General features: G+C 36.9%; 19 protein-coding genes. 4 read left to right on the forward strand and 15 right to left on the reverse strand.

Going from position 1 to position 21,847, the window contains the following annotated elements; translation table 11 throughout:
* Positions 1-203: 203 nt before the first annotated feature.
* The 14 genes from rpmF to rplU form a co-directional block, all read right to left on the reverse strand.
* On the reverse strand, positions 204-398 hold the full coding sequence (rpmF, locus tag ACF3OB_RS08450; RefSeq protein ID WP_042007588.1) for a 50S ribosomal protein L32: 195 nt from the start codon (positions 396-398) through the stop codon (positions 204-206).
* A 3-nt stretch (positions 399-401) separates the two neighbouring features.
* Positions 402-944, reverse strand: coding sequence for a YceD family protein (locus ACF3OB_RS08455; protein ID WP_392447445.1), 543 nt, complete (start codon positions 942-944; stop codon positions 402-404).
* Positions 945-1,108: 164 nt separating this feature from the next.
* Positions 1,109-2,167 carry a dTDP-glucose 4,6-dehydratase gene (rfbB, locus tag ACF3OB_RS08460; RefSeq protein ID WP_392447447.1) on the reverse strand — a complete coding sequence of 353 codons (1,059 nt, stop codon included), beginning with the start codon at positions 2,165-2,167 and terminating at the stop codon, positions 1,109-1,111.
* A 68-nt stretch (positions 2,168-2,235) separates the two neighbouring features.
* Complete coding sequence (locus ACF3OB_RS08465; protein WP_018279395.1) at positions 2,236-2,586, reverse strand: four helix bundle protein; 351 nt, start codon at positions 2,584-2,586, stop codon at positions 2,236-2,238.
* A gap of 48 nt (positions 2,587-2,634) precedes the next feature.
* Entirely contained in the window at positions 2,635-3,480 is an 846-nt protein-coding gene (gene rfbD / locus ACF3OB_RS08470) for a dTDP-4-dehydrorhamnose reductase (protein WP_392447449.1), read from the reverse strand.
* A gap of 14 nt (positions 3,481-3,494) precedes the next feature.
* Positions 3,495-4,064, reverse strand: coding sequence for a dTDP-4-dehydrorhamnose 3,5-epimerase (rfbC, locus tag ACF3OB_RS08475; protein WP_392447451.1), 570 nt, complete (start codon positions 4,062-4,064; stop codon positions 3,495-3,497).
* Between the two features lie 13 nt (positions 4,065-4,077).
* Positions 4,078-5,022, reverse strand: a complete 945-nt coding sequence (locus ACF3OB_RS08480; protein ID WP_392447453.1) for an AAA family ATPase — start codon at positions 5,020-5,022, stop codon at positions 4,078-4,080.
* Positions 5,023-5,527: 505 nt separating this feature from the next.
* On the reverse strand, positions 5,528-6,400 hold the full coding sequence (gene rfbA / locus ACF3OB_RS08485; RefSeq protein WP_172917720.1) for a glucose-1-phosphate thymidylyltransferase RfbA: 873 nt from the start codon (positions 6,398-6,400) through the stop codon (positions 5,528-5,530).
* A 9-nt stretch (positions 6,401-6,409) separates the two neighbouring features.
* A complete protein-coding gene (locus ACF3OB_RS08490) occupies positions 6,410-6,733 on the reverse strand; it encodes an L-rhamnose mutarotase (RefSeq protein WP_095893461.1) in 324 nt (107 codons plus the stop codon).
* A 202-nt stretch (positions 6,734-6,935) separates the two neighbouring features.
* Positions 6,936-8,030 carry a biotin synthase BioB gene (gene bioB / locus ACF3OB_RS08495; RefSeq protein WP_042343673.1) on the reverse strand — a complete coding sequence of 365 codons (1,095 nt, stop codon included), beginning with the start codon at positions 8,028-8,030 and terminating at the stop codon, positions 6,936-6,938.
* Positions 8,031-8,297: 267 nt separating this feature from the next.
* Complete coding sequence (locus tag ACF3OB_RS08500; protein WP_042007619.1) at positions 8,298-8,786, reverse strand: metallophosphoesterase; 489 nt, start codon at positions 8,784-8,786, stop codon at positions 8,298-8,300.
* Positions 8,787-8,956: 170 nt separating this feature from the next.
* Positions 8,957-10,321 carry an SLC13 family permease gene (locus tag ACF3OB_RS08505; protein WP_392447454.1) on the reverse strand — a complete coding sequence of 455 codons (1,365 nt, stop codon included), beginning with the start codon at positions 10,319-10,321 and terminating at the stop codon, positions 8,957-8,959.
* Positions 10,322-10,434: 113 nt separating this feature from the next.
* Entirely contained in the window at positions 10,435-10,695 is a 261-nt protein-coding gene (gene rpmA / locus ACF3OB_RS08510) for a 50S ribosomal protein L27 (RefSeq protein ID WP_042007564.1), read from the reverse strand.
* Between the two features lie 26 nt (positions 10,696-10,721).
* Positions 10,722-11,339 carry a 50S ribosomal protein L21 gene (gene rplU, locus ACF3OB_RS08515; protein WP_042343678.1) on the reverse strand — a complete coding sequence of 206 codons (618 nt, stop codon included), beginning with the start codon at positions 11,337-11,339 and terminating at the stop codon, positions 10,722-10,724.
* 371 nt (positions 11,340-11,710) lie between these two features.
* Here rplU and ACF3OB_RS08520 point away from each other — a divergent pair, with 371 nt between their 5' ends.
* From ACF3OB_RS08520 to thrA, 3 genes are all read left to right on the forward strand, one after another.
* Positions 11,711-12,988 (forward strand): O-acetylhomoserine aminocarboxypropyltransferase/cysteine synthase family protein, encoded by a 1,278-nt coding sequence (locus tag ACF3OB_RS08520; RefSeq protein ID WP_172919186.1) that lies wholly within the window; start codon positions 11,711-11,713, stop codon positions 12,986-12,988.
* Positions 12,989-13,224: 236 nt separating this feature from the next.
* Positions 13,225-14,214 carry an alpha/beta fold hydrolase gene (locus ACF3OB_RS08525; protein WP_392447456.1) on the forward strand — a complete coding sequence of 330 codons (990 nt, stop codon included), beginning with the start codon at positions 13,225-13,227 and terminating at the stop codon, positions 14,212-14,214.
* A 61-nt stretch (positions 14,215-14,275) separates the two neighbouring features.
* Positions 14,276-16,708, forward strand: a complete 2,433-nt coding sequence (thrA, locus tag ACF3OB_RS08530) for a bifunctional aspartate kinase/homoserine dehydrogenase I (protein ID WP_392447458.1) — start codon at positions 14,276-14,278, stop codon at positions 16,706-16,708.
* Positions 16,709-17,153: 445 nt separating this feature from the next.
* On the opposite strand, the gene alaS is transcribed toward thrA, so the two are convergent.
* Complete coding sequence (gene alaS, locus ACF3OB_RS08535) at positions 17,154-19,790, reverse strand: alanine--tRNA ligase (RefSeq protein ID WP_172914474.1); 2,637 nt, start codon at positions 19,788-19,790, stop codon at positions 17,154-17,156.
* A gap of 262 nt (positions 19,791-20,052) precedes the next feature.
* On the opposite strand from alaS, the gene nhaC reads away from it, so the two are divergent.
* Positions 20,053-21,504, forward strand: coding sequence for a Na+/H+ antiporter NhaC (nhaC, locus tag ACF3OB_RS08540; RefSeq protein ID WP_172914460.1), 1,452 nt, complete (start codon positions 20,053-20,055; stop codon positions 21,502-21,504).
* Positions 21,505-21,847 lie beyond the last annotated feature (343 nt).

A 21,847-nucleotide genomic window follows, 5' to 3' on the forward strand; every position in this document is an offset into this window, starting at 1 on the left:
TTATAATAATTTATCTTTCGATTTTATGCAAAAAAAAATAGTTAATCCTCTAATTCACAATATTCTAAAATATTTTTTACTTTAAACTCAAAAAATTTCTGTACGCTTCTTACTCCGCAGGATTATGTCATGTTTGTACAAAAAAAAGGAGTACCTGAGGCACTCCTTCCGTATCAAAAAATTTCTTATTATGAAACAAAATCTTATTTGCTTTCTTCTGTACTGTCAACCAACACCTGACCACGATAGTACAATTTTCCTTCGTGCCAATGAGCTCTATGATACAAGTGATTTTCTCCTGTTATAGGATCTTTTGCGATTTGAGGAACAACTGCTTTGTCATGAGTTCTTCTCTTATCTCTTCTCGTTCTCGACTGTCTTCTCTTAGGATGTGCCATTTCTTATTTTTCTTTATCAGTTATTATTATTTTTTTTAAACCTTCCCACCTCGGATCAACGATTTCCCTTTCGTCTACATCCCCTTTGGGACTTAATTCTTCCAATTTATCTAATATATCAAGATGTAACGTACCATTTTGAACATCCGGATGAACGCGTTTGGCAGGAATTGATAATACTACTAATTCATAAATGTATTGAGCTACATTTACTTGATGTTCCCCGTGTGGTAGAATCAACAACTCATCGTCTTCGTTATTAAATTCCTCTCCAAATTTCACAACTAAGAACAACTCACTTGCTACCTCCAAATCAAAAGGTTCATTGGATAAATCGCAATTTACATTGACTGTTCCCTCATTTCTAAAATGGAGTTCCAACAGATTTGACTTTTTGTCTAAATCAACCGTCACCTTTTGATGTACATCATTCACATCGTCGTACGCAAACAAATCCAAAAAACTTTTGTCTAATTCATAAACGAACTGATGTTTTCCCAATTTCAAGCCAGCAAAAGATATGTTGTATTTCTTTAACTTATTCATTTTCTGCAAGTTTGGTGAGACAAATAGTTTTTTAGCGTGTGCAAATATACAACTTTATTCTGAATGGCAAATATTTTTAATAAAAAAAGTACACACAAATTTACCTTTTAAGGGTTGATTCTTAAAACACAAGAAATCTACAGACTCAGTGGAATCAGAAAAAACTATCTCCCTTTATACATCTGGTCGTAATATTTTTGGTAGTCGCCACTGGTAATAGTATCTAACCATTCCTGATTTTGCAGATACCAAGCTACGGTACGCTGAATTCCCTCTTCGAACTGCAAGGAAGGCTCCCAACCAAGCTCTTCCTTAATTTTTGTAGCGTCAATAGCATAACGAAGGTCGTGCCCTGCTCGGTCAGTAACAAACGTAATGAGTTTTTCCGAGCTTCCTTCAGGGCGACCCAACTGCTTATCTACTTCTTTGATGATGACGCGTATCAAGTCGATGTTTTTCCATTCGTTAAAGCCTCCGATGTTGTACGTGTCACCAATTTTACCCTTGTGGAATATTACGTCAATTGCTCTGGCGTGGTCTTCAACGTAGAGCCAATCTCGCACATTTTCACCTCGTCCGTAAACGGGTAGTGGCTTATTACTGCGAATGTTATTGATGAATAGGGGGATTAATTTTTCAGGAAACTGATAGCTTCCGTAGTTGTTGGAGCAGTTGGAGATAAGTGTCGGAAGTCCGTAGGTGTCCTGATAAGCTCGAACGAAGTGGTCGGACGAGGCTTTCGATGCCGAATAGGGCGAATGTGGGTCGTACTTTGTGTTTTCGGTGAAAAGCGTGTTATCCATCTGCAAAGCACCGTACACCTCATCGGTGGAGACGTGGTAGAACAGTTTCCCGTCCCAATTGCCGTTCCAAACCTCACGTGCTGCCTGCAAGAGAGACAGCGTACCCATAACGTTGGTCTTTGCGAAGGTGAAGGGGTCTTTAATGCTTCTGTCCACGTGGCTTTCTGCTGCCAAATGAATAATCCCCGTGATGTTTTTGCTCTCGATGAGTTGCTTCATAGCCTGAAAGTCGCAGATATCAGCCTTTACGAACTCGTAGTTAGGTGATTTCTCTATATCTTTGAGGTTTTCCAAGTTTCCGGCATAGGTTAGTAAATCCAAATTGATGATTCTGTAGTCAGGATATTTGTTTACAAACAACCGAACCACGTGTGAGCCTATAAATCCAGCTCCGCCTGTTATTAAAATATTTTTTTTCATTTAAAGTGCTTTTTAAGTAACCAAAAACCAATTAACAAGTACCAAGTTAGTTTGATGTGTATTGATTTCTATTTTTTTAATTTCATTTTATTATAGATTGAAGCTAAAATATTCTTCAATTCGTTACTCTCCTGTTTTAAAGTTTCCCAATCTGTCTTTTCATTATGGTAAATTGCAATGATAATTCGTATCCAATAGTTTGTCTCTCTGATTTCTTTTAGGCATAGTCCTATTTTATTAGTAAAATCAGCCTGTGACACTGCTCCTTGTGCTTCCTGATAATTTGCTCCTACTGAGGTTGCTGATTTTATCAGTTGGTACGCAATTACCTTGTATTCTTTTTCATTGGGCAGTTTGCGAACTCCGTTAATTACACGGATAGAAAAATTAAATAATCTGTCTTCTAATTCGTTTGCCATTTGTCGGTTGATTTCCTTTCGGAAAACTTGTTTCTTGTTTCTTGTAACTTACTTTTTCCCTTTCAAAGCCTCTTTCCAATGTGAAATTGTATAATTAAAATCGTTTTTTAGCTTTGATTTGTCCAAAACCGAATAACTTGGACGTTTTACCTTACTTGGGAATTCGCTCGACAAGCAGGGTTTTACAATGCAGCTGCTTCCCGATATAGTAACGATTTCGGTTGCGAAGTCGAACCACGAACACACGCCTTCATTCGAGAAATGATACACCTCGCGTTTGCCTTTGAACAAATCTTTCTCAATGATATGGACGATAAATGCAGCTAAATCACGAGCATTTGTGGGTGTCCCAACTTGGTCGAAAACTACTTTGAGTTCATTGCGTTCAGAACTCAATCGTTGAATGGTTTTGACGAAGTTATGCCCAAAGGAAAGCGAGTACAACCACGAGGTTCTGATGATAAGATAATCAATATCCGCATTCTGAATGGCTTTTTCGCCCTCTAATTTCGTTCGTCCGTAAATTCCGAGCGGTTCCGTAGGGTCTGCTTCGGAGTAAGGCGTGTTTTTAGTACCTCCAAAAACGTAATCCGTTGATATATGAATAAGAGAAGCGTTGTTTTCCTTACAGACTTCCGCCAAGTAGCCTACTGCGATGTTATTTATCAGGTTGGCGGTTTGTATGTCGTCTTCGGCTTTATCCACATTGGTATATGCGGCACAATTAACCATAATCTGAATGTTGTTTTTCTTTACGAAATCCGAAATTGCCTGTCGGTCGGTAATGTCTAAGTCCGAAGCATCTGTAAAGAAGTAATTTTTGGTTTTTCCTTGAATATTCTGAATTTCAGAGCCTAATTGTCCGTTAGCTCCTGTGACTAATATGTTTTTCATTGCCTAAAATCGCATTATTCGTATAGGTTTACATCAAAATCGAAGTGAAAAGCATCTTTCAGCAAGGGGCTTTCTTTGTCTTTTTGCGAAAGAATAATATCTTGATGAGGGATTTTCCAATCGATTTGCAGTGCAGGATCGTTCCACAGAACGCTTCCTTCCTCTTTGGGATTGTAGTAATTGTCGCACTTATATTGAAAAATGACTTCCTCGCTCAGCACGGCAAATCCGTGAGCAAAACCTCTAGGAACGAACAATTGTCGCTTGTTTTCGGCAGAAAGCTCAACGGCTACGTGTTTGCCAAAAGTAGGCGAACCCTTACGGATATCGACTGCAACGTCCAAAACTTTTCCTACCACTACGCGTACTAATTTTGATTGTGAAAACGGAGGTTTCTGGAAATGCAATCCCCTTACCACACCGTAACGCGATTTCGATTCGTTATCCTGTACGAAAGTTGTTTTACAAACTTGTTCTACAAACTTTTCTTGTGAAAACGACTCAAAAAAGTATCCGCGCTCATCACCGAAAATTTTAGGTTCAATGATGATAACGTCTTTTATTTCTGTTTGGATTATGGTCATATGTTGATTATAATCAGTAATTTAACTTAAAATAATATTTTTTTAGCCATTCTCGATATAGCGGGTCTTGAAAGGTTAGAATCCCCGCCATATCATCTAGAATATCCTTATCTACTAAAGCTCTTTTTAGCTTAACCACATTGGCTGAGGAACCTAATTTATAAGTATCCATAACTTCTTTGGAACTCAAATTCTGCTCTCCGTTAAGTAATGCTTTTAAAAATCCTAACTGAGTATTAGTCAAGGTTTCTGTCAGTGTTATAAAAAGTAAGCTAAGTTGTTGTATCAGGCTTTGATGGGTACTCTCAATAATCTTTTTATTGCTTTTTTGTACTGTTCTAAGCCATACTTGTTGAGCTAATTGCTGCACGTAATATGAGTGATTATCAACAAGTTCTACGATTTTTTTAGCTTGACTATCTGTGATTTGCTTGTTGGTTTCTTCAAAACGTAGCTTAATGAAGTTTACCCATTCTTTAGTGTTAATTTTTTCAAGAAAAATAATATTACCAAACTTATAAAAAGGCATTGATGTATCTGTAAAAACTTCTATCAGCATATGTCGTTTACTACCATAAAAGCAGTATGAAACGTTCTGATGTCGCTGAAAATGAGCTCTTAATTTCTTTTGAAATGACAGACTATCTGAAAAAGAGGCTATATTCTGAAATTCATCAAAACAAACCACAATTTTGATACCTTTCTTTTGTGCAATATTCTCTGCTAAGTTCAAAATATCATCCGGATTTTTCTGTAATTCTTTCCACGAGATGCCAAATTGCAATGTAGTTTCATCATTTGAAGCTAATGAAACTTGTGGTAATAATTGTGAAAGAAATTGCTTTGCATTTGTTACAAAATCATCCCACCATGAAGAAGTAGCTTTTAAAACTGCGTTGGTGAAAGAAATATAAAACTCCTCTTCGGTACGCACATTAAAAAGATCTAACTTACACATTTTTAATGTTTTATCGTTTTCAAATGATTCGCTAACCTTCTCTACCAAAGAAGATTTCCCCCATCTACGAGGAGAAATCAGAATTACATTCGTCCCTGACAAAAAACATTGTCTTAATAATTTTGGCTATACTAAAATTTTTGTGAAGATTATTAAATCTGTATTTTTTGATTTTTAAAAATTTGTGTTTATTCTGTACATTTGTGGTCAAATTCAAACCACAAATACACACAAATTTTCACAAATATGCTTTCAATAAACTAAAATCACTAAAATTATAAGGACTATTTTTTTGAAAGGTCACCACAAAAATTTTACTAATGCCATAATTTTATTTCTTTTTGTCGATTGACAAAATCTGTTTTCAGAATAATTGTTCCAAACGTAAATGGCACATTTGTAAATTCCTCGTGCATAACCGATATTTTTGCAAAGGTAATAAGAATTTTACGTATTACCAAAAGGTAAGTTACCAAAAGGTAAGTTGCTAAAAGATGAAGAAAAATTATTTCAATAAATTAATGAGATATTGCCCGTATTGATTTTTGAGCATTGGTTGGGCTAACTCTCGGATTTTTTCGGCAGAAATCCAACCTCTTCGGTAGGCAATTTCTTCCAAACAAGATATTTTAAGCCCTTGTCTTTTCTCAATAGTTTCCACGAAGTTGGAAGCCTCTGAAAGTGAATCGTGTGTGCCTGTGTCAAGCCACGCAAAACCTCGTCCTAATAGCTGTACTTTCAGCTCGTTATCTTTCAAAAACTGTTGGTTTACTGTGGTGATTTCCAATTCTCCTCTTGCCGAAGGTTTTATGTTTTTGGCTACATTTACAACTTTATTCGGATAGAAATACAGTCCCACTACGGCATAATGCGATTTTGGTTTTTCGGGTTTCTCTTCGATGGAAAGCACGTTTCCTTCTGCATCAAATTCGGCAACGCCGTAACGTTCAGGGTCTTTGACGTAGTAACCGAAAACGGTTGCTTTACGCTCTTTTTCAGCGGTTTCAACGGATTGCAGAAGCATTTTGGTGAAACTTTGTCCGTAGAAAATATTATCGCCCAATACGAGGCAAACATCATCATTTCCAATGAATTGCTCTCCGATGATGAAGGCTTGTGCCAGTCCGTCGGGTGAGGGTTGCTCAGCGTAACTAATTGAAATTCCGTAGTCGTTGCCATCGCCTAAAAGTCGCTGAAAACCAGGCAAGTCTTGCGGGGTGGAAATCACCAAAACTTCACGAATACCCGCCAACATTAGCACCGAAAGTGGATAGTAAATCATCGGTTTGTCATATATAGGTAGTAACTGCTTTGAAATACCTTTTGTGATCGGGTAAAGCCTTGTTCCTGAGCCTCCTGCAAGAATAATTCCTTTCATAATACTATTCTATTCCGTGTGAAAAACCTGTTCCATTGTGTGCCACCATTCGCCTTCCTTAAGTTCTAAGGGTTGTTGACAAGGATCGGTTTCCGCCCACCAACGTTGTGTTTCGGGATCGGCAGCCATTTTTTGCATATCTTCTCGAAAATTATCTCCAATATATTCAAAATATGCAAAAAGAAGCTCATCATTCAATAAAAAAATGGAGTAATTTCGGATATTACATTCGTGAATTTTATCCAAAACAGATTGCCACGGATTGGCATGTAATTCTCGATAATAAGCTAATTTTTCAGGTTTTACCTTGATTACTTGTCCGAAGCGTTTCATAATTTTAATTTTTACTATTTTATATTTTTAGCAATTCCTTTGGTAAAAAAATAGAAATGTGATTTCAATCTTTTGTAAAGATATTCATCTTAATTTACATGAAATAAGGGTAGTATGTATTTTCTTAAAATTACAATTACATTTTTTATAAATAGAACATACTACTAAACTCTTGATTATTTGTAAGATGGTATTTTTAAACTTACTCCGTCATTCGAGTTTTTCGTTTTTGTTCGTTGCGTTCAATTTTGTGGGTCGGACGAGTCCATTTTGGATTCTCACCCAAGTCAACATACTGAGAATCTTTAGCTTCAACCGTAACGGGTTGTTTATGTTTTTCAAAAGGTTCTTGGGGTCTAATTCCTAATATTTCAAACATTTGCATATCTTCATTGATATTAGGGTTTGGAGTAGTGAGCAATTTATCCCCCGCAAAGATAGAGTTTGCTCCTGCAAAGAAACACATCGCTTGACCTTCACGACTCATTTGGGTTCTTCCTGCAGAAAGACGCACCTGAGTTGTAGGCATTACGATACGCGTTGTGGCTATCATTCGCACCATATCCCAAATTTCAACCAATTCTTGATCCTCCAAAGGAGTTCCTTCCACAGGAACTAAGGCGTTGATTGGCACCGATTCTGGTTGAGGGTTTAAGGTTGATAAGGCTACCAACATCCCCGCACGATCTTCCAAAGACTCTCCCATTCCGATAATACCTCCACTACAAACAGTGATATTTGTTTTACGCACGTTCTCAATGGTTTGTAACCGGTCGTCATAACTTCGTGTAGAGATAATTTCTTCGTAATATTCCTTAGAAGTATCCAAATTGTGGTTGTAGGCATATAGCCCTGCTTCTGCCAAACGTTTTGCTTGGTTTTCAGTAATCATTCCCAAAGTACAGCATACCTCCATGTTCATCTTATTAATCGTACGCACCATTTCCAACACTTGGTCAAACTCTGGACCATCCTTTACATTTCTCCATGCTGCCCCCATACAAACACGAGAGGCTCCTGATGATTTTGCTCGTAGCGCCTGTGCCTTTACGTGTGAAACGCTCATCAATTGTTCTTCCGTTTCCACATGAGTATGATAACGAGCAGCTTGCGGACAGTAACCACAATCCTCGGAACATCCACCCGTTTTTATTGATAATAAAGTAGATACCTGCACAGTATTAGGGTCGTGGTATTTACGATGAACGGTAGCTGCTTCATAAAGCAAATCCATTAAAGGTTTGTTGTAAATCGCTATGATTTCTTCTTTTGTCCAATTATGTCGAGTTTCGCTCATATACCTAATTATTTATGTTCCGAAAGGCAAAGATAATAATTTATTTTAGATAACTGAATGAATATAGTTCAAAACACACGAAAATTTCTAGCCCTACACTATTGGATTTATTAAGTTATTTTTAAGAGTTTCAAAACGATAAACAACCTACAAATAGTAAAAATATTTATTCTTTTTAACTCTTAAACTCTATAACCTTAAAAAACATACGCTCAAAAGTCTCACAAAAAATATTTTATACGAAGAATACGCACCTCCAAAATTCAATCATCTCGGAAATTCTATAACCTGAACATTCTTTATTTCTTCTTTCTCAATCTCAAACCGAATCATAGTACGAACGGTTTGCCAACCGTGTTTACCTACTGCTCCTGGATTTAAATGTAATAGCTGGAATTTCTTGTCATACATCACTTTTAAAATATGCGAATGCCCTGATATAAAAATTTTAGGAGGATTCTTCATAATCTCTTTTCTAGCTAAAGAGGTGTATTTGTCAGGATAACCTCCAATATGAATCATTAAAACTTCTATCCCTTCACAGAAAAAACGGTTCACTTCCGGAAATTGGCTACGAATATCGGCACCATCAATATTACCGTAAACCCCTCGCAGAGGTTTCTGTTGAGCAAGTGCTTTAGCAACTTCCATCGAACCGAAATCACCACAATGCCAAACCTCATCCACTTGTGAGGCGTGCGATAAGATTTTATCATCCATGTAAGAGTGCGTATCGGAAAGTAATAAAATTTTCATAACATCATTTATATCTAAAAACAAATAGAACTCAACAATACAAATTGAGATTGTCAATTATGGTGGCTATGCTACCAAAAGTAAAATTTTAAACAATAGATATGAGCTAAATACGTCGAAAAGTTTTCTTATGTATAAGTTTAAATCAGAATAAAGGTAACAGCATTATCTTAAAACCAAAACCAATACGCCATCGAAGATATAAATATGACACTCAATATGTTAAGTACGAATCCTATTTTGATCATATCATTTTGATTTACCATCCCAGTTCCATAAGCAATGGCATTTGGGGGAGTTGCCACAGGTAACATAAAGGCACACGAAGCTCCCAATCCAATGATGAGAGAAAGCCCTAAAGGATTCATTTCCAATTCTTGAGCTATGGAAATAAAAATTGGAACAAGCAAAGCGGCACTTGCTGTGTTTGATGTGAATTCTGTAAGAAAAATAATAAACACCGCTACCAATAAGCCTATCAGATAGAAATGTTTTCCTTCTACCAAAAAAACAACTCCATCGACCAAAGCTTTACTCGCTCCTGAACTGGTCAATACGGCACTTAAAGTTAATCCTCCTCCAAAAAGCAATAGTACACCCCAATCCGTATTATCTTGAACCTCTTTCCAGCTTGCAACACCTGAAAAACAAACCAATACGGCTGCAATCATAGCAACAAGAGCGTCAAACTCTGCAATTTTTGCAATTCCTAAAATGGAAGATATTGTACTATTTAAAAAATCTCCAAAAATCCAACTAAGTGCTGTGACTATAAAAATAATGATTGTAATATATTGTTTTCGGGTTAATTTGTCGACCAAGTTTTCTGTAGTCACTTTAATTTTAAAATTTGGTTTAAGTACGATATACATAGCCAGTAACATCAGTGGCATCAACCCCATCATTACAGGTATTCCGTATTTAAGCCAATCGGAGAAAGTCAAATGCAACTGCGAAGCTACGATGGCATTCGGAGGAGACCCCACAAGCGATCCCATTCCTCCAACACTCGCACTGTAAGCTACTCCCAAAATGACAAAAACATATGTGTTTCTGTTCGTTTGATAGTCCACATTTTTTAGCATCCCAATGGCTAATGGAATAATCATAGCGGCAGTAGCTGTATTACTTATACCCATTGACAATAAGGATGTTACGGAAAAAAGTAATAGAATAGCGACAACAAAATTACCCCGAGCCAATGAAATTACGCGATTGGCAATATATCGATCCAACTTTTGAACACTCAAAGCGGTAGCGATAACAAATCCTCCAAAAAAAAGGAAAATCGTAGGATTGGCAAAAGCCTGTAAGGCTGGTTTAGTCTGTTCAAGACCCAAAAGTATCGCCAAAATAGGAATCAACAACGCCGTAACAGTAATGTGAACAATTTCGGTAAGCCATAAAATAGCTACGAATACCAACAGAGCTAATCCTTTATTGACTTTATCTTCATAGGGAAGTAAATAATTCAAAAGTAAAGCTATGAGAATTGACAAACCTATGATAAATGCCTTTCGAAGAGTTTTTTGCATGGTCGATTTTTTTACGAATACACCACAAAGTTAAGATAAAATTTAGAAAATAAAAAAAGAGACTATCTAAAATTTAGATAATCTCTTTTTATTCCTTTACTAATATCCTTCGACTATGCTTCAAATGGAACTATTGAAACATACGATTTATTGTCTCTTTTTTTCTCGAACTTAACGATTCCATCCACTTGAGCGTGTAACGTATGGTCTTTACCGATGTATACGTTTTGCCCTGGATTGTGTTGAGTTCCTCTTTGTCTAACAATAATATTCCCTGCGATGGCAACTTGACCACCATAAATCTTCACTCCTAAACGTTTCGAGTGAGATTCTCTACCGTTTTTCGAACTACCGACACCTTTCTTGTGAGCCATTTTCTTCTTTTTTTAAGTGTTAAAAATTATTTTTGAACGCCACCATTCAGTTCGTCCTGCCATTTTTTCAACTCATCCCATTTTCCGTCAGCTGCCAATTGTGCTTGTGCTGCCCATGTTTGAGGATCTAAGTGTGATAAAGTTGAACTTGCTTCTGTTAATATGGCTTTGATTTCGTCTACTGATTTTTTAGCCAATTTTGCGAAAGTATCCACACCAGCTGCTACGAGAGCCTCAGATGCTTTTGGTCCAATACCTTCAATTTTTTTCAAATCATCAGCCTTTGCAGATTTTGCTTCTTTCTTTTCAGTTTTTTCAGCTTTTACCGTTCCAGACGCTACGATATTTTCGATAACAATCTCTGTCAAATATTGTCTGTGACCGTTTTTAACTTTGAAACCTTTACGTCTTTTCTTTTTGAAAACAACGACTTTGTCTCCTTTTAAATGTTTTAATACTTTTGCTTCTACAGAAGCTCCGCTTATAGCTGGGGCGCCTACAGTGATTGCACCTGCATTGTCCAAGAGAAGAACGTTATTGAACGTAACTTTCTGACCCTCTTCATTTTGCAAACGGTGTACAAACACTTTTTGGTCTTTGCTTACTTTAAATTGTTGCCCTGCTATCTCTACAATTGCATACATAGCTTAATACGTTTTAATTAAAATTGGGTGCAAAATTACTACTTTTATTCCAATCAACCAAATGTTTTGGAATTTATTTTTAGGTCTGCTTCTTTCTTTCGTATACCACTTTTTTACTAGTAAGAAAGTTTTTGGATGCGTAAGTCAAAAAAAGTATTTGCGGAATATTACAGATTATTTTTAAAAAAGTACCTTAAAAATTTGTTTGTGTAAAAAATATTACTACATTTGCACCTGAAAAGCATTAAAAATTAAATATCAAAAAGATTAAAATAGGAAATATTTTCTTTTTATCGCAAATGAATTAGAAAAGCATTCTAAAACAAACAAAAAATAATAACGAAACAGAAAATAATACTAAATCAATAACTATGAGTAATTTAAAACAAGCAACAAAGGCACTTCACGCAGGACACAACGTAAAAGAACATAACGGAACTCGTGCCATTCCGATTTATCAGACAACTTCGTATGTTTTTGAAAATTCAGACAATGCTGCTGGACGATTCAACCTTACGCAACCGGGCTATATCTATACCCGATTGAATAACCCTACCAACGATATTCTTGAGCAACGATTGGCGGCCTTAGAAGGTGGTATCGGAGCGGTAGTTACTTCTTCAGGAACAGCTGCTATTTCAACTGCTCTTTTGACATTGTTAAGAGCAGGGGAGCATATTGTAGCGTCGAATAGCCTCTATGGAGGAACGTATAATATGCTGAATGTTACGCTTCCACGTTTGGGAATTACTACAACGTTTGTAGATCCAAAAGACCCTAAAAATTTCGATGTAGCAGTAAAAGAAAATACTCGTGCAATTTTTATCGAATCGTTAGGAAATCCTAAACTAGATGTGTTAGACATTGAAGCAATAGCTAAGATAGCTCACGCTCATAACCTTCCTTTGATTGTAGATAATACAGTTGCTTCACCAGCTTTGCTACGTCCAATAGAGTATGGGGCGGATATTGTAATTCATTCTCTTACAAAGTACATCGGAGGAAACGGAACTTCTTTAGGAGGAGCTATTATCGATGCAGGAAACTTTGACTGGAGTAGTGGGAAGTTCCCCGAATTCACACAGCCTTCAGCTGGATACCATGGGTTAGTACTTCACGAAGTGCTTGGAAATGCGGCATTTATTGCTAAAATCCGAATCGAAGGATTGCGTGATTTGGGAGCTGCACTAAGTCCATTCAATGCCTTCCAAATTTTACAAAGTTTGGAAACCTTGGAGATTCGTATCAAAAAACACAGTGAAAACGCATTGGAATTAGCTAAATGGTTACAGACTCAACCTGAGGTGGCATGGGTAAATTACCCTGGTTTAGATGATAGTCCATATAAAGAATTGTCTAACAGGTATTTACCAAAAGGACAAAGCGGTATCGTTACCTTCGGGTTGAAAGGAGGCTATGATGCAGCCAAGAAAACCGTTGATAACGTAAAGATTTTCTCTCTTTTAGCAAATATTGGAGATACTAAATCATTACTTATCCATCCTGCAAGCACTACGCACCAACAGCTTACGGAAGCACAACAGAAAACAACGGGCGTTACTACCGACCTTATTCGTTTGTCTATTGGTTTGGAAGATATCGAAGATTTGAAAAATGATTTGAAACAGGCGTTTTCCAGCGCTCAATAATTTTACAATGTACTGAAAAGGCTTGTTTTAGGGATTAATTACATATACTCTCTAATTCTATAGAAATAGAATTGATCCTTTTCAGTACAGCTTTCATACCTAAAATTGGTTACTAGTTTATATAGAGTATCGGCAGGTGTGAGATATGGAATGTTCATACTACACTCAGCTACAAAATAATTTATTTTGTAGTTTTGCGATTAACCTGATTGTCTAAGAAAAACGAACATTCACAGATGGATACAAATTTTGAAAAAGCCTGTTCAGGCTATCGGTATATTGACATTTTAAATTTTTCAACTCTTTCGGGTGAACATTATAAAGAAATACGGTTGCAGTATCAGGTTTTTGGGCAAGAACTTGGCACTGCACCGCTTGTTGTGGTCAATCACGCTCTGACGGGTAATTCACAAGTGATGGGGGAAAATGGTTGGTGGAACGAAGCTATAGGGTACGGAAAGCCTATTGATGCTCAACGATATAGCATTCTGTGCTTTGATGTTCCAGGTAATGGTTATGGAGCTTCCATGTTGATTCAAAATCCCTACAAATGGGTAGCTCGAGATGTGGCTCGTATCTTTCTACAAGGTTTAGAAATATTGAATATTTCAAAGGCTTTTGCATTGGTAGGAAATTCGGTAGGAGGAGGTATTGCGTGGGAAATGATTGCTTTGGCACCAAAACTTTTTTCACATTTCGTTGCTGTTGCAACCGATTGGAAATCATCGGATTGGATTATTGCTAATAGCTTAATTCAAGAACGAATCTTAGAAACTTCATCTCAACCAATGCACGATGCTCGGTTACATGCAATGCTCTGCTATCGTTCGCCACAATCGTTTAAAATTAAGTTCAATCGTACGTTACATCATGAAAATCAGTCTCTTCACAACGTAGAAACATGGCTTTTACACCATGGTGAAAAATTAGAAAAACGTTTTTCTCTTGCAGCGTATAAACTTATGAATCAATTAGTTAAAACAATTGATATTACCAAAGATAGAGGCAATTTTGAACAAGTTATGCAATCGGTTGAAACACAAATACATATCATAGGAACGGACTCTGATTTATATTTTGTTCCTGAAGAAAACCGAGAAACGTATCAAATATTGCAAAAAATGGGGAAATCAAGCACTTATCAAGAAATAAAATCTATTCATGGACACGATGCTTTTCTTATTGAATATCAGCAACTTGATGTGTTCTTAAAAGAAATTTTTTGATAGAAACGCAATCACAGATGAACCTAAATTTATGAAATATCAATAGAATAAATATACAATTATGAAAATATTAAAATTTGGAGGAAAATCCTTAGCTAACGGAAATGGATTGGACACGGTATTGAGTATTATCCGTCAGAAAGTACAAAATAAAGAACAAGTAGCGGTTGTAGTTTCTGCACGAGGAAACGCCACCGATGAACTAATCACGTTATTGGAGAAAGCTCGTAACGGGCTAGATTATCAATCTGATTTAAAATCATTTAAATCATATCAACTACATAATTTCAACCAGAGCTATCAGCAAGAAATAGCCAGAAACTTTGAGTTGTTGGAAAAACTATTGGAAGGAGTTTCTTTACTCGGAGATTATAGTTTGAAAATCAAAGATTTAGTTATTGCTCAAGGGGAATTAATTGCTGCTAAGTTAATCGCTGAATTGTTGCGTGAGCAGGGTGTCAAAAGCTCGTTTGTGGATAGTCGAAATATTTTTGTTACGGATAGTGAGTTTGGTAATGCTCATATTATCAGTGATGTATCTAAAAAGAAAACTCAAGACCTTTTCTTAAGATTTTCCAAGGATGAAGTTCCCGTGGTTACTGGATTTATTGCTTCCACCCAAAAGGGAGAAACCACAACATTAGGCAGAAATGGGAGTAACTATTCCGCAGCTCTATTAGCTAATTTCCTAAATGCAACTGAAATGCAAAACTACACTCATGTGGATGGTATTTTTACAGCCAATCCAGAGTTAGTTCCCGAAGCTAAAATCATTCGTCATCTGTCGTATGAAGAGGCAAATGAATTAGCGAATTTTGGGGCGTCAATTCTACATGCTAAAACTATTATTCCACTGATAGAGAGAAATATACCATTACGTATTAAAAATACATTTAAGAATGAGGATTCAGGAACGCTGATTCACAACGAGAGTTCAGAAGATGGTATTAAGTCAATTTCTGTGATTGAAAATAATGCTTTGATTGTTTTAGAAGGCCGTGGATTATTAGGAAAAGTAGGGGTTGATGCACGTATTTTTCGAGCATTGGCAAACAAAAACATCAGTGTAAGTATTATTTCACAAGGGTCTTCGGAGCGAGGTATTGGTTTTGTGGTACATTCAAATGATGCAAATGCTGCAAAATTGGCTTTGGAAGAAGAATTTTCACAAGATTTTTACACGAATGATGTAAGTAGCGTTTCCGTAATTGATAACGTAGCGGTAATTTCCATCGTAGGACAGAATTTGGCTACGTTTCACTATCCATATAATGCACTGATTCGCAATCAGATAGTTCCACTGCTTATCAATAATGCTATTACAGGTAAAAATGTGAGTTTGGTGCTAAAAACCGATAAATTACACAAAGCATTAAATGTTATTCACGGAGAAATTTTTGGAGTTTCACGTCGTATTAATTTAGTGATTTTCGGAAAAGGAACGGTGGGAGCTACACTTATCAACCAAGTAATAGAAGCTCATGATAACATATTGAAACGCAAGAATATAAGTCTACGAATTGTTGCAATTGCCAACTCTTCACGCATTTTAACTGACGCTTCTGGAATTTCAACAAATTGGAAAGAACAATTTGAGCAAGAAGCTGTAAATTATGATTTCTCAATCCTGCAACAATTCATTGAAAAAAATCATTTGGAGAACCTTATCGCAGTGGATGTAACGGCAAGTAAAGCTTTTGTAGAAAATTATATTCAGCTCATTAAGAGTGGATTTGACTTGGTTTCAGCTAATAAAATTGCGAATACCATTTCCTTTGATTTCTACCAAGAACTGCGGGAGAACTTGGCAAAATATCAGAAAAGCTATCTTTACGAAACCAACGTGGGAGCAGGATTACCATTGATTGATACTATTCGATTGTTGCACCATTCAGGAGAAAATATCACGCGTATTAAAGGGATTTTCTCTGGAACTCTCAGTTACTTATTTAATACATTTTCAGAGGAAAACAAGCCTTTTAATGAGGTATTGCAATTCGCTATCGATAGTGGCTATACCGAACCCGACCCACGGGAGGATCTTTGTGGAAATGATGTTGGACGTAAACTGTTGATTCTGGCTCGTGAATTGGATTTAGGTAACGAATTTACGGATGTTAAAATCCAAAATCTTATCCCTGAGCATTTACGTGAAGGGTCTGTATCCAATTTCCTTGAACGTTTGGAGGAGTTCAATGCTCATTACCAAGATATTAAAGACGGACAAGCGGATGACCATGTGTTGCGTTATGTAGGAGATTTGCATGGTGATTTATCAGATACAGCAACCGCTAAGTTAGAAGTTTCTTTGGTATCTGTTCCGAAAAACAGTGCATTGGGACAGGTAAAAGGAGCAGATTCTATCTTTGAAATATACACGGAGTCCTATGGGAATAACCCTATCGTAATCCAAGGAGCAGGGGCTGGAGCTGCAGTTACTGCCCGAGGAGTTTTTGGTGATATTCTAAGATTAGCAGAACGAAATAATTTTTAGAAAAATAAAAAGGTTCAGTGTGAAATTCCGATTACATGCTGAATTTTTAGTTAGTTACTGATAGTAAAAACCGTGATTGAAAAACAAGATTTGCACAATGTTGGTCGTACTGAAACTATGATGTTGTCATGAAAAGGAAGTGATGCAATATGTGAAGTTTAGAAATTTATCACGATATTGAAACTTCCCCAAATAGTAGTATATTTCGTAGACATTTGGATGTTTCATAGAGAAACTGACTGGATAAGATCGTATGATGTACAAAAATTAGCTTCCTTTTTAGATGTTTATCGCTTCTACCTCGGTAAATCTTAAGTAGAAATAATATTTAGACATGAAAAAAGCGTTGTAATGAAGGTAGTTTCATCACAACGCTTATAACTTTAATAACAACAAGTTACGATGTTCTTAAATGTTATTTTTATTACATTTAGTAAAATATAAATTATTTTACAAACTCAATGGCTTTTTCAAGAGCTTGGTCGAGTCCTGCTGGATTTTTACCACCTGCCGTCGCGAAGAAAGGCTGTCCACCTCCGCCTCCTTGTATATGTTTACCCAGTTCGCGAACAATTTTACCAGCGTCTAAACCTTTATCGGCTACCAAATCTTTCGAAATATAGCAAAGCAATAAGGCCTTACTTTCTTCCTGTGTAGCTCCGAAAAGGATAAATGCTTTTTCGACTTCATTTCCTAACTGAAATGCCAAATCTTTCAGCGAAGCAAGGTCTAAATCCAATCGTTTTATTAAAGAGTTGATTCCATTTACAGGTTTAAACTCGGATTTAAGTTCTGATTTGAGATTTTTCGCTTGTTGACGTTTTAACTCTTCAATTTCTTTGGTCAAACGCAGATTTTCATTCTGCAAATGTGATATGGCTTTCAAAGGGTCTTGAGCGTTTTTAAGCCCATGCCTTATTTCTTTGACCAATTTCTCTTGGTCTTTAAAATACTGTAACGCTCCATGCTTGGTAATTGCCTCAATACGACGTATGCCCGAGGCTACGGCTCCCTCTGAAACGATCTTGAAATACCATATATCCGCAGTGTTTTTGCTATGCGTACCTCCGCAGAGTTCCTTGCTATCACCAAACTGAATTACGCGTACGTTATCACCATATTTTTCACCAAACAAAGCCATCGCACCCATGTCCATTGCTTGTTGGATAGGTAAATTTCGGTGTTCTTGCAAATTGATTTTCTGTCCGATGAGTTCATTTACGCGGAGTTCGATGCGTTCTAATTCCTCGTCAGTGACTTTCTGAAAATGCGAAAAGTCAAAACGCAATGAGTGCATATCCACACGTGAACCTTTCTGTTCCGTATGCGTACCTAACACCTCACGTAATGCTTGATGCAGTAAGTGAGTTGCTGAGTGATTGGCAGCCGTGAGCGAACGCCCTAAGGGATGAACTTCTGCTTTGAATGGGTCAGTTACGTTTTCGGGAAGCGTTTCGGATATGTGTATAATCAAGTTGTTTTCCTTCTTTGTATCAGTTATATAGGTAACTTCTCCGTTTGCGGATTGTAGCGTACCTTTGTCGCCTATTTGTCCACCTCCTTCAGGATAGAATGGTGTGGTATTGAATACTAACTGATAGTATGTTCCTTCTTTAGAACTTTCTACCTTTCGATATTTTACTAAGCGTACGAAGGCCTCGAGAGTATCATAACCGATAAATTCTTCTTCATCGTCATCACGAAGTACCACCCAATCACCTGCTTTAACCTGTGCGGCAGCCCGTGAACGTTCCTTTTGCTTACGGAGATTTTCCTCAAAATCTTTTTCGTTTAGCGTGAATCCTTTCTCGCTTAATATCAATGCAGTAAGGTCAATAGGGAAGCCGTAAGTGTCATAAAGTTCAAATGCTTTAGCACCCGAAAGTTCCTTGTCCATGGAATTATTCATCATGGCATCAAGCATCAACAAACCTTGTTCGAGGGTTCTAAGAAAAGAAGCCTCCTCTTCACGGATGACGTTTTCCGCCAAAATTGCATTTTTTTCTATCTCAGGGAAGGTTTTTCCCATCTGTTGAGAAAGAGTCGTAACAAGCTGATGGATAAAAGGTTCTTTTTGATTTAGGAATGTGAATCCGTAGCGTATAGCTCTTCGCAAGATACGGCGGATAACGTAACCAGCTCCGTTGTTAGAAGGTAATTGTCCATCAGCGATGGCGAAAGCCACGGCACGAATGTGGTCAGCAATTACACGAATGGCTATGTTAATCTGCTCTTGTTCATCGGATACATTATTTCCTACCACATATTTACTTTGAGTGATTTCTTCAATCCGATTAATAAGCGGAGTGAAAACATCAGTGTCGTAGTTCGACTGTACTCCTTGCAATACCATACAAAGTCGCTCGAATCCCATACCCGTATCTACGTGTTGTGCAGGAAGTTTTTCAAGAGAGCCGTCAGCCTTACGGTTAAATTCCATAAACACGTTGTTCCATATTTCAATAACTTGTGGATGGTCGTTGTTTACTAATTTCTTACCATCGATTTTTTGTCGTTCATCATCGGAGCGTATGTCAACATGTATTTCGGTACAAGGCCCACAAGGCCCTTGGTCACCCATTTCCCAAAAGTTATCTTTTTTGTTTCCTAAAAGTATTCTATCGGTTTCGATCAGATTTTTCCAAATGTCGTAAGCCTCTTGGTCAAAAGGTACATTATCCTGCTGACTTCCTTCGAAAACGGTTACATAGAGTCGGTCTTTAGGGATTTTATACACTTGGGTAAGAAGCTCCCATGCCCATTCGATAGCTTCTTTTTTGAAGTAATCACCGAAAGACCAGTTGCCGAGCATCTCAAACATAGTGTGGTGATAGGTATCTTTACCTACTTCCTCTAAATCGTTGTGTTTCCCCGAAACACGTAAGCATTTTTGAGTGTCTGCAATACGTTTACTATTTGGTTTTCCATTGCCTAAAAAATATTCTTTGAATTGGTTCATTCCCGCATTTGTAAACAACAAAGTTGGGTCATTTTTGATAACCATAGGGGCAGAAGGCACAATCGTATGTCCTTTGCTTTGGAAAAAATCTAAAAATTTCTGTCTAATTTCTTGTGAAGTCATATGCTTTCTAATCAATAAGTTAGGAGGTTTTTGTGAATGAATACACTCTAATTACAGTTATCACTATCATTCAAACATTCCTAAGGTGCAAATATAGAAAATTTTAAAACATAACCAAAGTAGATATGCTATACGCTAATCAGGTATAAGGGTTCAGTACCACTTCAAAATATATAAAAGGTAAATTTTATTTTGTTATAAATGTAACTTTTTGTATGAAATATTTTTTTTATTTCTATATTTGCCTATCAATCAATATGAAATGGAAAGAAAACCAATTTTTAAGATATCTCTTTTTGAGGCTTTTTTACCGATTATCATCCTGATAGTGATGTTAGGATACAATGTTTTTTACGTTTATGGAGACAATGCTTTGGGTGGCTCGAATCAGTTTATTCTACTGTTGGGAGCTGCTATTGCAGTTTTTATTGGTTTTATTAATGGAGTACCGATCCGTACAATGACACATGAAATATACAATAACATCAAGTCCACCAGTGGGGCGATTTTAATCTTACTTTTGGTAGGAGCTCTTTCTGGCACGTGGCTTTTGAGCGGTATTATCCCAACAATGATTTACTACGGCCTTCAAATTCTGACGCCTTCTATCTTTTTACCAGCTAGTGTGATTATTTGTTCTGCCGTTTCGGTAGCCATTGGTAGTAGCTGGACAACCTCTGCCACCATTGGTATAGCTCTGGTTGGTATAGGAACGTCTTTGGGTATTCCTTTAGGACTTATCGGAGGAGCAATCATCTCAGGAAGTTATTTCGGAGATAAGATGTCGCCTATGAGTGATACAACAAACTTGGCACCTGCATTAGCAGGGACGGATATTTTTACTCATATCAAGTATATGACCTACACCACAGTACCTTCTATTATCATTGCTTTGATTATTTTTACTGTAATTGGGTTTACGATTGACACTCATGGGATTTCTGATACACAGGCAATTCAAAATGCTATCTTGGAACGATTCAACGTAACTCCTTGGGTATTTGTAGTTCCTGCGATTATCTTAGTTATGATTTACAAAAAGGCAGAGCCTTTGGTAGCTTTGTTCTGTGGGGTAATACTTGGAGCATTGTTTGCGTTGGTTTTTCAACACGATTTACTTCTGGAATTGACACAAACCATGAGTATGGAATTTGCCTCTACCTATCGCCTTATGATGGAAACGATTACTACATCCACACAAATCCCTACAGATAATGAAATTTTGAATGAATTATTTTCTTCGTCAGGAATGAGTGGTATGCTTCATACTATATGGTTGATAATCTGTGCTATGGCATTTGGAGGTGTAATGGAAGCTATTGGAGCATTGGAACGGATTACGGATTTTCTTCTCAATTTGTTTTCGTCCGTTTTTGGACTGTTCGCCAGTACAGTCATGAGTTGTATGGCATTAAATATAACGACTTCTGATCAATACCTCTCGTTGGTGGTTCCTGGAAAAATGTTCTCAAAAGCTTATGCTAAAAAAGGGTTAGCTCCTGAAAATCTGAGCCGTACGCTCGAAGACTCTGGAACCGTAACTTCAGTTCTCATCCCATGGAACACCTGTGCAGCATATAATAGCGGTGTGTTAGGAATTCCAACGTTGACCTATCTACCTTATGCGTTTTTCAACATCATTAGTCCGTTTATGACCTTGCTTTTTGTCGCATTCCGAATAAAAATTAGACGAATTACTAACAAAAATATTTAAAAAAATCCCTCGCATGGATGAATTTTCTGTTGATGCGAACCATACGTAGACAAATGAACCAAGCGAGGACATTATAAAAAAAGGGAGGTGATGTAAAAAGTATGATGCCTTAAAAAAGAAAGTGTCTTTGTCAGGCTGAGCGTAGTCGAAGCCTTGTAATTATAGGGCTTCGACTACGCTCAGCCTGACAATCAGGACTTTCATCATACTTTTTATAACACGACCAAAAAAAGTTTTAAAAATTTAGACAAGGTAGATTTATCTATTTGTGAATTAGTAAGTTGAAAACTATAACGTTATTTTAACTTTTTTAAGGTATTTTAATTGTTTCTAAAACCGAATA

It is taken from the genome of Capnocytophaga canis, from assembly GCF_043187445.1.
Classification (GTDB): Bacteria; Bacteroidota; Bacteroidia; order Flavobacteriales; family Flavobacteriaceae; genus Capnocytophaga; species Capnocytophaga canis.